Source organism: Labrenzia sp. PO1 (genome assembly GCF_012273635.1).
Classification (GTDB): Bacteria; Pseudomonadota; Alphaproteobacteria; order Rhizobiales; family Stappiaceae; genus Roseibium; species Roseibium algicola.
On sequence record NZ_JAAXCR010000004.1, the window covers coordinates 396026 to 408172 of the forward strand.

Sequence of the window (12147 nt, forward strand, 5' to 3'; positions counted from 1 at the left end):
TGAGATGACAGCCGACCGGATTTCGCGCAATCTGACGGGGCTCTTGCTGGTGGGCGGTCTGGCGGCAATTGCGACCGCCTGGGGCTTTCAGCTGATAGGCGGCTATGTGCCCTGCAAGCTGTGCCTCGAGCAACGCATTCCCTATTACGTCGGCCTTCCCTTGGCGTTGCTAGCGCTTTTCCTGATGCAGGCCAGGCGGACCGGGTTGGCGTTGGCTCTGCTTCTGGTCGTTGCGGTCGTGTTTGCCTATGGTTCTGGCCTCGGTATCTATCAGTCCGGCGCCGAGTGGCAGTTCTGGGACGGCCCGAGCGATTGCGGTGGCGGTACCTCGACACCAACGTCTGCAGCCAACATGCTGCAAGCGTTGAAATCGACGCGCGTCGTCAGCTGCACCGAGGCCAGCTGGCGCATGTTCGGCCTGTCCTTTGCCGGCTGGAACGCGGTTGCGTCCGTCGGGCTTGCCCTTCTGGCGCTTTTGGCCGCTTTCGGGTTGAAACGCCGTGGCAACACGGCCAGTGTAGGTGCATGAGCGAGAACAAGCACCCGAAGGAAAAACTGCGCGATGAAGCGCTCCGCACACTCGAACGGGTGAATGCGGAGAGCGAGACCGTTGCCGGGTCAACCTTCGTCCGCATGGCCGACCGGGCAAAGGATCACCTGAGCGCCGCCGACAAGGACGAAGACGACCGGATCGAGGTTTGGGGCAGCCGGATCGGCCGAGGTCTCGGGCTTGTGTTCGCAATCGGACTGGCGATTTATCTACTGGTCACCTACGTACTGCCCAACACCTGAATGAACCGATCCGTCAAAGGAACCGATATGGCATCCGTCCGGCCGGTCAGCCACAGCAGCTGGACCGAACGCAAAGCACCTGACCTGGAAGACTTCGAGGCGATGGCGAGCGAGATCCTCTCCGGGCTTCCGGATGATCTTCTGCTGCGCTGTGGTCATCTGCAGATCAGCCTTGCGGACTATGCGCCCGACGACGTTCTGGATGAACTTCGCATCGAGGATCCGCACGACCTTCTGGGCCTGTTCGAAGGCCAGGGGCTGAGCGAAGGCGAAGAGACCGTGATGACCGGCCAGATGCCCAACCGCATCTGGCTCTTCCGCCGGCCGATCCTCGACTACTGGGCCGCGATGGACGAGACGCTGGGCGATGTGGTTGCCCATGTGCTGATCCACGAGATCGGGCATCATTTCGGCCTGTCCGACCAGGATATGGAGCGCATCGAGGCGGCAGCGGAACGCTAATTCTGACCCTTGCAATGAAAAAGGCCTCCCGCGTCTTGCGACACTCGGGAGGCCTTTTTGATTTCGTCCGTTCGGAAGCGCTTATTCAGCGGCTTCCTTCTGGGCGCGTGCGATCGATTCGACGATCAGCCGCTTTGCGGATTCGACACCTTCAACACCGGTGATCTTCACCCACTTGCCCGGCTCCAGATCCTTGTAGTGTTCAAAGAAATGCTTCACCTGGGCAACGGTGATTTCCGGAAGGTCGGTCACGTCGTTGATGTTGTCGTAGCGCTTGCTGAGCTTGTGGGACGGAACCGCGAGGATCTTTTCGTCCTGGCCGGATTCGTCTTCCATCAGCAGTACGCCGATCGGACGGCAGCTCATGATGGCGCCCGGAACGATCGGGCGCTGGTTGACCACGATCACGTCGATCGGGTCGCCATCGCCGCACAGGGTGTGGGGAACGAAGCCGTAGTTGCCCGGGTACCGCATCGGAGTGTACAGGAAGCGGTCGACGTACATCGCACCGGCTTCTTTATCCATCTCGTATTTGATCGGCTCGCCGCCAACGGAGACCTCGATAATGACGTTGATGTCTTCCGGCGGATTCTTGCCAATCGGCACAGCGTCGATACGCATTTAGGAAACTCCTGTTATTCGTTGCTGCGTCTATCGCAATCCCGCCGAAGAAGTTCAAGTCCTTTATTTTTGCATTGCACCTAATTGATTAACATGCGTCTATTCGCGCGGCAGGCTCTGGAGGAGATAGATTTATGAAACGGCTTACTGTTTCCCTTTTGATGCTCGGCGGATTGCTTGTGTCTCTGCAGGCTGCAGGGGCAGCGTCGGTCGACAGTGCCTATACCAAGATCCTGCTGGACAGCTGCCCGCTGATCGAGGCCGGGGACGAGGAAGAAGGCACCTTCGGCGGTGCCTGGCAGTGCCCCGGCTACAAGGGAGAGGGTGTCTATGTTGCCGAGGGCGACCTGCGCATGTTCGTCTCCTTCGGTCCCGACGCCGCCAACGAGCCTGCGGCAGGCCAGACCCTGCCCAATTTCAACACGGTCAACGAAACACTGGAATGGCGCCTCAGGGGCGGTGTTCCGTTTGCGACCATCCTGCGCTGGTTTCCGAGCCTCGACGAGGGGTCCAAGACCGGCAGCGTGCTGATCGTGACCCAATTGCAGCCCGGTGGCGGCACCTGCCAGATTGCCCGGATCGATGCCCAGGCCAACAAGAACGCCAACGATTTGGCGCGCCAGGCCGCTGATACCATGGCCGGTTCTTTCGACTGCACGCAGCCGCCGCAGATCATCGGCAATCCCGGAATTCTCTATTAGGCAAGCGCCCTGTGGCTCAGGTGCTGATTTGCGGCCAGGCGTAGATGCTGAGCTCCAGCCTGCGGCCGCCGATCCTGTACCAGGATTTTGCCGCAAGCTTGCCACCGACGGCCTTGTAGAATGAGCGCGCGGGCTCGTTGGCGCTCAGGACCTGCACGGCGACACCAGGCATGCTCTTCGCCGACAGCGTTTCCCGAACATTCTGGAAAAGGGCCCTGCCGAAACCGAGGCCCTGATATTCCGGCTTCAGGTAAAGCTCGTAGATTTCGCCATCCATGCCGGTGTCCCTCAGTCGGCACGGCCCATAGGTCGCGTAACCGGCGGGAATTTCGGCAATGCTGAGGATCTTGATGTCGACACCCCTGGCAAGGGCACCGCGCCACCAGCTGCTGCCTCGGCGCGAAATCATCTTCTGAAGATCGACACCGTGCAAGACTCCGCGATAGGCGCCCAGCCAGGCTTCGCTATGGATGCCGGCGAGTGCCTCACAATCGGCGGTCCGGGCCGCGCGCAGATCTATCAGGTCGGTTGTCATGCTTTTAGAAAGATACAACAAGCAATCCGACGGAAAAGAGGCAATCGCGTCGTAGAAACGCCAATTATGCCGATTTCATTGCGTTCGGCATCCGGGAGTTGATCGGCCGGAGGGGCAACACGGTAATAGTGCCGAGACCTCTCCGGTCGAACCTTGTCAAAAGGCCTCAGGCATTGGCGCCCTGCCGCAGCCGGGCGAGAATTTCCTCGGCCAGATCCTGCCGCACCTTGCCAAGCGATTTCAGCTCGTTGGCCACCAGGTCGATTTCCTCGCCGGTCGCGCCCACCATCAGGGCAACGTTCTGGGCGTGCAGGGCCATGTGGCCTTTCTGGATGCCGGTGGTGGCAAGCGCGCGCAATGCGCCGAAATTCTGCGCCAGGCCGACGGCAACGATGATCCGGGCCAGTTCGTCTGCCGTGGTCACGCCGAGTATTTTCAGATTGGCCTGCGCGGTGGGGTGGATCTTGGTGGCACCACCGACCAGTCCGACAGCCATCGGCAGTTCCAGAATGCCCACAAGATTGCCGTCGCCGTCCTTTTCCCAGCGGGACATCGAGCGGTAGCGGCCGTCTTTCGACGCGAAGGCATGGGCACCTGCCTCCACGGCTCTGGTATCGTTGCCGGTTGCCAGAACCACCGCGCTGATGCCGTTCATGATGCCCTTGTTATGAGTGGCTGCCCGATAAGGGTCGGCATCGGCAAAGTGATAGGCCGACAACATGTCGTCCCGAACCTTTTCGCCTCCGATTTCCTCCAGCGGCCAGACAGCCCGCACGCGTGCCACGCGGCGGTCGGCGAGGTTGGTCAGGATCCGCAGGAGACTGCGGGCGCCGGTCCATTCCTCCAGCTTGGGTGCAAGGGCCTCGGCCATACTGTTGACGGCGTTGGCGCCCATCGCGTCGCGCGTGTCGACGATGATGTGAACGATGGTCATCGGTCCTTCGGCAGTGTCGATGACCCTTATGTCGAGGTCACGGAAGCCGCCGCCGAGCTTCACCAGAAGCGGATCGATCTCTTCGCAGATGGTGCGGATGTCGTCGATGCGTTCAAAAACCTGCAGGCGGACGTTTTCAGGGTCGCTGGCGCCCAGAAGCTGGATCTGGGCTGCCATCAGCGGGCCGCTTGTGGAGGTCTTGAAGCCACCGGTCGGCCGGCAGCGCTTGGCCGAGTTGCACACGGCGGCGATTACGGAGGATTCCTCGCTGGCCATCGGCACCAGAATGTCCCGTCCGTCCACGGTCATGTTGGTCGCGATACCGACAGGAATGGACATGGAAGAAATGGCGTTTTCGACAAGGCGGTCGGCCAGTTCGATGTTTCCGGATGCCGCTTCCACAAGGTCGGAGACGGACTTGTTGTCGAGATTCGCCTGGCGCTGGACCGCCTGGAGCCGGCCGGCCGGGTCCAGCTTGTGAAAACCTTCAATACGGGACGAAGTGACGTCACTCATCGGGGGAAACCTGTCTGTCAATTGATCATGGATTGCGGCAGCCACAACACCAGCTCCGGAAACAGGGCGCAGATGAAGATACCGATGGCTTGCAGCAGGATGAAGGGAACGATGGCACGGTAGACCGTGCCCATGCCGATGCCGGCGGGCAGGACGCCCTTCATGTAGAAGAGCGTGTAGCCGAAGGGCGGGGAGATGTAGGCCATCTGCGCCGAAACGAGGAACAGGATGCCGAACCAGAGCCGGTCGAACTCGAGGAAGTCGATCACCGGCAGGAAGACGGGCACGCACAAGAGGATGATGCCCATTTCGTCCAGGAACATGCCGAGGAAGAACAGAATGCCCAGCATGATGGCGAGAACGATCCAGCGGTTGGCATCGAGATCCTGAATGAACGACAGGAGGAAGTCCGCGCCGCCGGTGCCGGTGAAGATTGCCACGAAGGCCCGCGCACCGATGGTGATCCAGAGGATCATGGCGGTCACCTTGACCACGTCGAGGGCAACGCCGGATATGAGCTCCCAGCCGAAGCGGCGCTCGATGAGCGACGACAGGAGCGCCAGGAAGACGCCGACGGCTGCTGCTTCCGTGGGTGTTGCGATACCCATGTAGATCGTGCCCAGGACGCCGACGATGATCAGCAGCGGCAGGATGAGGGATTTCAGCGAGGCAATGCGCTCTTCCCAGGTGGCCGGGGCGTCGTTGTCCGGACGCGGGGCGATGGACGGGTTGAGCGCGGACCGCAGAACGATATAGCCGATATAGAGCGAGGCGAGCAGCAGGCCCGGCACCACGCCGGCGATGAACATCTGGCCGATAGAGGCCTGTGCGGTCACGGCATAGACGATGGTGATCACCGAGGGCGGGATCAGGATGCCGAGCGTTCCGCCGGCACAGATCGTCCCGATCGCGAGCTCCGGACTATATTTGCGCTTCAGCATGGAGGGCAGGGCCAGCATGCCCATGGCGGCAACCGCGGCACCGACGATGCCCGTCATGGCGGCGATGATCGTGCAGATGGCGATGGTGCCCACCGCAAGGCCACCCGGTAACCGCCGCGACCAGAGCTCCATGGCCCGGTAAAGGCTTTCGATGACGCCGGAACGCTGAAGAATACTGGCCATCATCACATAAAGCGGGATCGCGAGGAGCGATTCCGACGTCATGGTGGAGTAGAGGTTGAGGACGGTAACGGAGAGGGCGGCGGGGCCCCACAGCGTTAGCGTGAAAACGAGCGCAAGTGCGCCAAGCGTGAAGGCAAGCGGCAGGCCGGTGAGCAGCAGGCCCACCAGGCTGGCGAACATGATGGCAAGAACGAATTCGGAGCTCATGCGCTTGCTCCCGTCTGTTCCTGCGCCGGGCGCGTTGCGTTGTAGGCTTCAACAAGGGCCTGCAAAAACAGCAGCGCAAAGGACAGCGGCACGACGAATTTCAGCCACCAGACGGGTGGGTTCCAGGCGGAAAAGCTGGTTTCGCCGAGGGAGTAGGCGTTGATTGCAAGCGGCCAGCTGACCCAGGCAAAAACGCCTGCAAACACAGCAATGACGGCATAGGAGAACACGTCGAGAACCACTTTTGGCAATCCCGTCAGTTTTTCGCTGAAGATGTCGACGGCGACGTGGCCCTTCAGGTGCAGAAGGTAAGGTCCGGCCAGCATGAAATGCGGGCCGAAGATCAACGTGCTGGCTTCCATGGCCCACACCGTCGGCGCATCGAACAGGTATCTTGCGACCACTTCGAAAAGCAGGATCGGCACCACCGCGAAGATGAGCGCCGCCGCAAGGAGGAAGAACAACCGGTTGATGCCGGTGACGATGGAACTGACGGAATTCATGAAGCTGAGCATTTGCCAATCGAAAGGACGACCGGACGGTAGACGGCAGGGAGGTGCCGTCTACCGTCCGGTGGGAGGAAGGGTCAGATCAGCCCGAGGGCTGTCATGAACTCAATCTGGCTCGCGAGCACGCGATTCGCCAGATCGTCTTCCTTGGTAGCCTTTTTCCAGGACTCGACAGCCTTGGACCGGTTGGCCGCGACATCGGCCGGGTCGAGCTGGATGATCTCGACGCCTTGTTCGCCGTATTTCTTCAGGACATCGACATTCTGCACCATGATGTGCTGGCGCAGCGATCCGGAGATCTCCCGAGCCGCAACGGCAAGCGCCGCCTTGTAGTCGTCCGGCAGCGCGTCATAGGCGCCCTGGTTGGCGACATAGCTGGTGGCGGTGGTCGGCTGGTGCACGCCCGGCAGGATGATGAACTTGGCGACTTCGCCAAGGCCTGCTTCGTAGTTGGCGGTGAGATCGCCGCGGTCGGCAAAATCGATCAGGCCTTTTTCAAGCGCCGTATAGACTTCCGCCGTCGGCAGCGGGGTCACGGAAACGCCCTGGTCGGCCATGACCGCGGAAGCGAGCCCGACAAAGCGGCCCTTCTTGCCGGCCATGTCGGCGATGGTTTCCATCTTGACGGTCGAGTGGATCGGCTCTTCGCCATAGACGGTGGGGGCAATGTAGAAGAGACCGGCCCTTGCATAGGCTTCGCGGGCGAGATCCAGACCACCCTTTTCGTAGAACCAGGCTTCATACTGGTCGGACTCGGGGAAGCCGAACGGGATGGTGGACGTGAAGGCAAATGCCGGGATCTTGCCGGCTTCGTAGCCGTCGAAGGTCTTCATCAGCTGGAAGGCGCCGGCGCGAACGGCATCGAATGCCTGGTTGGCAGGCACGAGCTGGCCGGCGGAGAACAGCGTGATCTTGAAGTTGCCGTCGGTCAGTTCGCTGACGCGCTCGACAAACTTCTTCTCGAATTCGAAAGGTGTGGTGCCGGCGTCCCAGAGAGCCTGCATGCGCCACTCAACCGCATCCTGTGCCTTGGCCGCAATCGGTGCTGCGAGGGCGGTGCCGCTAACGGCTGCACCTGCAAGAAGGCTGCGTCTACTTACTTTGGTCATTTTTCCCTCCCAAGGAAATTGCCATTTGCTGGCGTAATGGGCAAACTGTCATAAAATTGATTGGGACAATCAAGGGACAGTTGTTGGATTTATGGGCAGCACTGTCCCAGTGAATTTTGAGGGACAATGAGGGTTACGGGTAGCGGTCGGAAACTGTCTCGCGTCGATCAGATCGTCGAGAAAGTCGCGCTGATGCTGGAGGCAGGGGCATACAAGACGTTTGAGCGGTTGCCTTCCATTCGTCAGGCCGCGCGGGAGAACGGCGTTTCGAAAAACACGATGGCGGAAGCTTACGACCGGCTGGTCGCCCGAGGGCTACTGGAAGCGCGGGCCGGCTCCGGATACTACATGTCACAGGTCGGACCGGCTTCCAAGACCCCGCCAGCGCCACATGTCACGGCTGCGGTTGACGGCATGTCGTTGCTGCGGGAGCAGCTGGAACAGCATTATGAAGTGCGTCCGGGAGATGGGCGCCCGCCGCCGTCGTGGATGGAGGGGGCGGAGCTGCGCCGCCATTTCGCCAACGCCAAGACGCCTTTTCCCGAAGCGATCGAATTCGGCTACGGCAGTTCGTGGGGATATGGTCCGTTAAGGGACCGGCTGCGGATGCAGTTGCTGGAGCGGTCGATCCCGGCCGATCCGCAAGGGCTTCTTTTGACCCATGGCGTCAACCATGGCCTGGATCTGATCATCCGGCATCTGACGGAGCCTGGCGATACGGTTTTTGTCGATGAGCCGGGCTATTATCCGCTCTTTTCCAAGCTGACCTTCGCCAAGGTGCAGATTGTCGGTATCCGGCGGGACAGGGACGGTCCGGACCTGGAAGACCTGACCGCCAAACTCGCTCTTTACCGGCCGAAGATGTTTGTCACCCAGTCCCATGGCCACAATCCGACCGGCGGTTCCCTGTCACCTTCGCGGTCATTCGGGTTGATGCAGCTTGCCGAGCGCTGGGGGTTTCTCCTGGTAGAGAACGATGCGCTTGCCGACATTCTTCCGGCCACGCTGCCAAGGCTGGCGGCGCTGGACCAGCTGGAGCGGGTGCTTTATCTCGGTACTTTTTCCAAGACACTGTCGGCCAGTCTCAGATGCGGTTACGTGGCTGGAAATCCGGACATCATCCGCCAGCTTGCCGATATCAAGATGCTGACGGTGGTCAATTCATCCGACCACGTCGAACGCTTCGTGTTCAATCTGATGCAGGCCGGCCATTATCTGAGACATCTGCGGCGTCTCAGGAGCCGGGTGGAAGACGCCTACAAGGCATCCTTCGGGACACTGGAGGCGATCGGGTTGTCTGTGCGGGAGTGCTCCATACCCGGGTTCTATCTCTGGGTGGAGTTTCCCGATGATGTGGATGAAAGGGAACTGTGCGCCGCAGCCAGCAAGCAAAGCATCTTCATTGCACCGGGCGCCGTCTTCTATCCGAACCGGGAGACCCGGCAGAAGCCGGCAATGCGGGTCAACGTCGCCTATGGAACCGATGCGCGGTTCCTGTCGTTCCTCAGGGATTTTCTGAAGTAGTTTGAAAGCAGAAGAACAGGCAGGGCCACAAATGAAAAGGGCCGGCATAATGCCGGCCCTTCAGTTGCCCTGATGTTTGACTCACTAAATCTGGTTGGCCAGTAAAAACCCCGGGGGGCTGGGGGGCTAATGCATTCCGCGGCTTCTACGGGCCATACCCATCAGGGTATGATCCTAATATGGGTGTCTAAAATGGCTGGCCAAGGGCTGGAATGCGGCAAAATCAAGGAAATTTATGCATTCTTTCTTGGCAAAGTGCCGTTGCGTTCGTTTTTGCACTTCTTCCCGTAAAACTTATTGGCAAAATTACTCTGGTTTCGGACCTCTGTCTGTCAATATGACGTTGCGGGCTTGCCAGAATGGCTAAAGAAGACGCATCATGACAGCCAGGTGACAGGCGTCTCCCGACGATTCTCTTGTCGGTTACCTGTTAGCAGCGAAACCGCGAACGGAATGGAGGCGGAATGAGCGAAGCCGACGACAGCGCGTTTCAGCGTGGTGCGGGTGCAAGCCCGTCGCCACAACATCAACCGGCTCCCCCTCCCAAACCCATTGTTGCATTCAACAGGCGCGAACTCGATGTCATTCTGAGGCTCTATGGGCGCATGGTCGCCGACGGCGAGTGGCGGGACTATGCCATCGACCTCCTGAAGGACCGGGCAATCTTCTCCGTGTTTCGCAGATCTTCCGAAATGCCGCTTTACAGGATCGAGAAGGACCCGAAGCTTGCCCGCCGCCAGGGCGCTTATTCGGTCGTGGCGACCGGGGGCATGATCCTGAAGCGTGGCCACGATCTGGCGCAGGTGTTGAGGGTTCTGGAGAAGAAAAAACATCTTCGGGTGGTCGACGCCTGACCAGGCATCCGGTCAGTCAGCTGATGGCCGGATGAGGTTCATTTCCCCTGCGTTGATCCGGTCACAGGCATGTTCCTTGATGGTGGCGTCAATGACCGGCTGATGCTGGTCGGTTACCCACTGGCCGCGGACCAGACGATTGGTTCGACCAAGCCTGGCAGCGCAGTGTTCTGCCGCTTCATTCCATTGATTTGCGCAAGGCTTGCGTTGACGCCCATTGACGCAAGTGTCGGCGTGCGATGTGTCGGACAGTCGTGCGGTCACAAAAAAGCCCGGCACAAGGCCGGGCTTTTCCGTTTGTTCAGTTTGGCTGCGCTTAGTCGCGGTTGCCGAACAGCTGCAGCAGCATGATGAACAGGTTGATGAAGTCGAGGTACAGACGCAGCGCGCCCATGACGGACTTCTTCGTAGCGACTTCACCGCTGTCGCCTTCGTAGTACATTTCCTTGATCTGCTGGGTGTCGTAGGCGGTCAGGCCGGCGAACACCAGAACACCGATCACGGAGATGGCGAACTGCAGGGCGGAAGATGCCATGAAGATGTTGACCAGCGACGCGATCACGATACCGATCAGGCCGATGAACAGGAACGAGCCCCAGCCGGACAGGTCCTTCTTCGTGGTGTAGCCGAACAGGCTCAGCGCGCCGAAGGTACCGGCGGTGATGAAGAAGACCTGAGCGATCGAACCCGGGGTGTAGACCAGGAAGATCGAGGACAGGGAGATACCCATTACGGATGCGTAGACCAGGAAAAGGGTCCGCGCTGCGCCGGCACTCATGGACTGAATGCGGAAGGACAGCCAGAACACCATTCCGAGCGGTGCGAGCATGACAACCCATTTCAGCGGGCTGCCGTAGATGGCAACACCCAGCTGGGTGAGCATGCGGCCGTTGCCAAGGCTGGCGACAGCAGAGTTCGGATCGGTGGTCGTTGCAAGCATGACCGTTGCCAGCGCAAGAAAGCCGGTCAGCGCAAGGCCGATGGTCATGTAGTTATAGACGCCCAGCATGTAGGAGCGCAGGCCCTGATCGATGCCGGCCTCGGCGCGTGCGCCGGCGACGGTATACGCGCCTTGAGATTGACGGTCATAGGTCGACATGGTCGTAAAAATCCCCTTCTAGATAGACGTGCGCATGCAATCGCGCATGCAACACAACTCCCTCAACATATGGGAAAAGCCTATCCCGAGCACAAGTCGAATTCGATGAAAAATTCGTAATCTTTGCGCTCAGGACGTATTATTTGAACCTATCCTTAAAAACAGGCTCAGATTCAGTCGTATTATTTCATGGCTTTCAGTCGGGATTCGATCTGCCGGTCGCAGGTGCCGCCGGGGTTGCGAACGATTTCTTCCGACGCGAAATCGAGGATTTCCTTTTCCGGATCCTGCATCTGCTCGACAGTCACACCGGGCTTGAACCACTGCAGAACCGCATAGTCGCCGCCGGCATCGGTGAGGAAAGCGATCGGCTTGCCATTTTCTGTAATGCCCATGCGGCCGACGCGGACTTCCGCAATCGATACCTTGCGCGCTTCTCCGTCGATGGTCAGCCGGTTTTTCGACACGTTCAGTTTCTTCAGCTTGGAGCCTTCAGTGCCGACCCAGTTACCGTAGAAGCGCTTGCCTTTTTTCTCGACGGAAAGGCAGGAGTTCTCGAAATTCGGGATGGAGAGACGGACGGCGGAAACCTCGATCGGATCCTCGCCCTTGGGCGCCAGCGTGTATTTCATTGCGTTGTCGCCGGTGCGGTACACCCGGATGCCGACCGGCGTATAGCCGGAATCATTCATCGAACGGGTGAAGAAATCGAACTGGTTGGCGTCGTTGGTGCCGGCCCGGCGATAGAGCCAGCGCTTCGGCAAACCGTTTTCGAAGACCAGCCAGTCACTGACGACGAGGCCGCGCGGGCCTTCCGGCGTGTTCAACTGCCAGACCCCGGTATGAAACGGGCTTTCCGCCGACGCGGCAGGGGCGAAAGCCATAGCGGCAACTGCGGACAGGGCTGCAGCCCCGGCAATGGTCTTCAAACGAATTTTCGGGAGAAACTTGAACATGGAATGGCCCCTTCTTAACAAACTGCCCGGAGCTGAACCGGATAGCCAAGATCAATTCAGTATGCAAGTTGTGTGGAGCTGAAGTTTGTCGCGATTTGGTTGTATTTCAGGATTTTTTCCTGAACGAAGTTTGCCAAGAGCTGTGGGCGCCGGATCGAAATAGATCAGCGCCTGCCAAGAATTCGTTCGATCTTGTTTTCGGAA

General features: G+C 59.6%; 14 protein-coding genes. 6 read left to right on the forward strand and 8 right to left on the reverse strand.

Features of this window, described 5'->3' with window-relative positions:
• The first annotated feature begins 4 nt into the window (after positions 1-4).
• From HCG46_RS21965 to HCG46_RS21975, 3 genes are read left to right on the forward strand one after another with little or no spacing between them, the layout of a single operon-like run.
• The gene (locus tag HCG46_RS21965; protein ID WP_168687380.1) at positions 5-529 is read left to right on the forward strand and encodes a disulfide bond formation protein B; all 525 of its coding nucleotides are present in this window, start codon (positions 5-7) and stop codon (positions 527-529) included.
• A complete protein-coding gene (locus HCG46_RS21970; protein WP_168687381.1) occupies positions 526-792 on the forward strand; it encodes a hypothetical protein in 267 nt (88 codons plus the stop codon). Before HCG46_RS21965 ends, HCG46_RS21970 begins: the two co-directional genes overlap by 4 nt.
• Positions 793-819: 27 nt before the next feature.
• Positions 820-1254, forward strand: coding sequence for a metallopeptidase family protein (locus tag HCG46_RS21975; RefSeq protein ID WP_031270101.1), 435 nt, complete (start codon positions 820-822; stop codon positions 1252-1254).
• Positions 1255-1335: 81 nt separating this feature from the next.
• Here HCG46_RS21975 and ppa read toward each other — a convergent pair whose 3' ends face one another.
• A complete protein-coding gene (gene ppa, locus HCG46_RS21980; protein WP_023002687.1) occupies positions 1336-1875 on the reverse strand; it encodes an inorganic diphosphatase in 540 nt (179 codons plus the stop codon).
• Positions 1876-2009: 134 nt separating this feature from the next.
• On the opposite strand from ppa, the gene HCG46_RS21985 reads away from it, so the two are divergent.
• On the forward strand, positions 2010-2576 hold the full coding sequence (locus HCG46_RS21985) for a hypothetical protein (protein WP_168687382.1): 567 nt from the start codon (positions 2010-2012) through the stop codon (positions 2574-2576).
• A 16-nt stretch (positions 2577-2592) separates the two neighbouring features.
• Here HCG46_RS21985 and HCG46_RS21990 read toward each other — a convergent pair whose 3' ends face one another.
• The 5 genes from HCG46_RS21990 to dctP form a co-directional block, all read right to left on the reverse strand.
• The gene (locus HCG46_RS21990) at positions 2593-3129 is read right to left on the reverse strand and encodes a GNAT family N-acetyltransferase (protein ID WP_208992223.1); all 537 of its coding nucleotides are present in this window, start codon (positions 3127-3129) and stop codon (positions 2593-2595) included.
• 148 nt (positions 3130-3277) lie between these two features.
• Positions 3278-4561, reverse strand: a complete 1284-nt coding sequence (locus HCG46_RS21995; RefSeq protein ID WP_168687383.1) for a hydroxymethylglutaryl-CoA reductase, degradative — start codon at positions 4559-4561, stop codon at positions 3278-3280.
• A gap of 17 nt (positions 4562-4578) precedes the next feature.
• Positions 4579-5892 carry a TRAP transporter large permease subunit gene (locus tag HCG46_RS22000; RefSeq protein ID WP_168687384.1) on the reverse strand — a complete coding sequence of 438 codons (1314 nt, stop codon included), beginning with the start codon at positions 5890-5892 and terminating at the stop codon, positions 4579-4581.
• Complete coding sequence (locus tag HCG46_RS22005; RefSeq protein ID WP_209009578.1) at positions 5889-6395, reverse strand: TRAP transporter small permease subunit; 507 nt, start codon at positions 6393-6395, stop codon at positions 5889-5891. Before HCG46_RS22005 ends, HCG46_RS22000 begins: the two co-directional genes overlap by 4 nt.
• 83 nt (positions 6396-6478) lie before the next feature.
• Positions 6479-7510, reverse strand: coding sequence for a TRAP transporter substrate-binding protein DctP (gene dctP, locus HCG46_RS22010; protein WP_168687386.1), 1032 nt, complete (start codon positions 7508-7510; stop codon positions 6479-6481).
• A gap of 126 nt (positions 7511-7636) precedes the next feature.
• Here dctP and HCG46_RS22015 point away from each other — a divergent pair, with 126 nt between their 5' ends.
• A complete protein-coding gene (locus tag HCG46_RS22015; RefSeq protein WP_023002694.1) occupies positions 7637-9034 on the forward strand; it encodes a PLP-dependent aminotransferase family protein in 1398 nt (465 codons plus the stop codon).
• Between the two features lie 464 nt (positions 9035-9498).
• Complete coding sequence (locus HCG46_RS22020) at positions 9499-9888, forward strand: DUF2794 domain-containing protein (RefSeq protein WP_023002696.1); 390 nt, start codon at positions 9499-9501, stop codon at positions 9886-9888.
• Between the two features lie 316 nt (positions 9889-10204).
• Here HCG46_RS22020 and HCG46_RS22025 read toward each other — a convergent pair whose 3' ends face one another.
• Both HCG46_RS22025 and HCG46_RS22030 read right to left on the reverse strand, forming a co-directional pair.
• On the reverse strand, positions 10205-10987 hold the full coding sequence (locus HCG46_RS22025; protein ID WP_023002698.1) for a Bax inhibitor-1/YccA family protein: 783 nt from the start codon (positions 10985-10987) through the stop codon (positions 10205-10207).
• A 182-nt stretch (positions 10988-11169) separates the two neighbouring features.
• Positions 11170-11943: a hypothetical protein gene (locus HCG46_RS22030; protein ID WP_023002699.1), complete on the reverse strand. Its 774-nt coding sequence runs from the start codon at positions 11941-11943 to the stop codon at positions 11170-11172.
• Positions 11944-12147 lie beyond the last annotated feature (204 nt).

Bases quoted from the DNA above. Each gene is read 5' to 3' on its own strand.
- HCG46_RS22005 (WP_209009578.1), bottom strand. From the start codon at position 6,395: ATGAATTCCGTCAGTTCCATCGTCACCGGCATCAACCGGTTGTTCTTC.
- ppa (WP_023002687.1), bottom strand. From the start codon at position 1,875: ATGCGTATCGACGCTGTGCCGATTGGCAAGAATCCGCCGGAAGACATC.
- HCG46_RS22020 (WP_023002696.1), top strand. From the start codon at position 9,499: ATGAGCGAAGCCGACGACAGCGCGTTTCAGCGTGGTGCGGGTGCAAGC.
- HCG46_RS21965 (WP_168687380.1), top strand. From the start codon at position 5: ATGACAGCCGACCGGATTTCGCGCAATCTGACGGGGCTCTTGCTGGTG.
- HCG46_RS21970 (WP_168687381.1), top strand. From the start codon at position 526: ATGAGCGAGAACAAGCACCCGAAGGAAAAACTGCGCGATGAAGCGCTC.
- dctP (WP_168687386.1), bottom strand. From the start codon at position 7,510: ATGACCAAAGTAAGTAGACGCAGCCTTCTTGCAGGTGCAGCCGTTAGC.
- HCG46_RS22015 (WP_023002694.1), top strand. From the start codon at position 7,637: ATGAGGGTTACGGGTAGCGGTCGGAAACTGTCTCGCGTCGATCAGATC.
- HCG46_RS21995 (WP_168687383.1), bottom strand. From the start codon at position 4,561: ATGAGTGACGTCACTTCGTCCCGTATTGAAGGTTTTCACAAGCTGGAC.
- HCG46_RS22030 (WP_023002699.1), bottom strand. From the start codon at position 11,943: ATGTTCAAGTTTCTCCCGAAAATTCGTTTGAAGACCATTGCCGGGGCT.
- HCG46_RS21985 (WP_168687382.1), top strand. From the start codon at position 2,010: ATGAAACGGCTTACTGTTTCCCTTTTGATGCTCGGCGGATTGCTTGTG.
- HCG46_RS22000 (WP_168687384.1), bottom strand. From the start codon at position 5,892: ATGAGCTCCGAATTCGTTCTTGCCATCATGTTCGCCAGCCTGGTGGGC.
- HCG46_RS21975 (WP_031270101.1), top strand. From the start codon at position 820: ATGGCATCCGTCCGGCCGGTCAGCCACAGCAGCTGGACCGAACGCAAA.
- HCG46_RS22025 (WP_023002698.1), bottom strand. From the start codon at position 10,987: ATGTCGACCTATGACCGTCAATCTCAAGGCGCGTATACCGTCGCCGGC.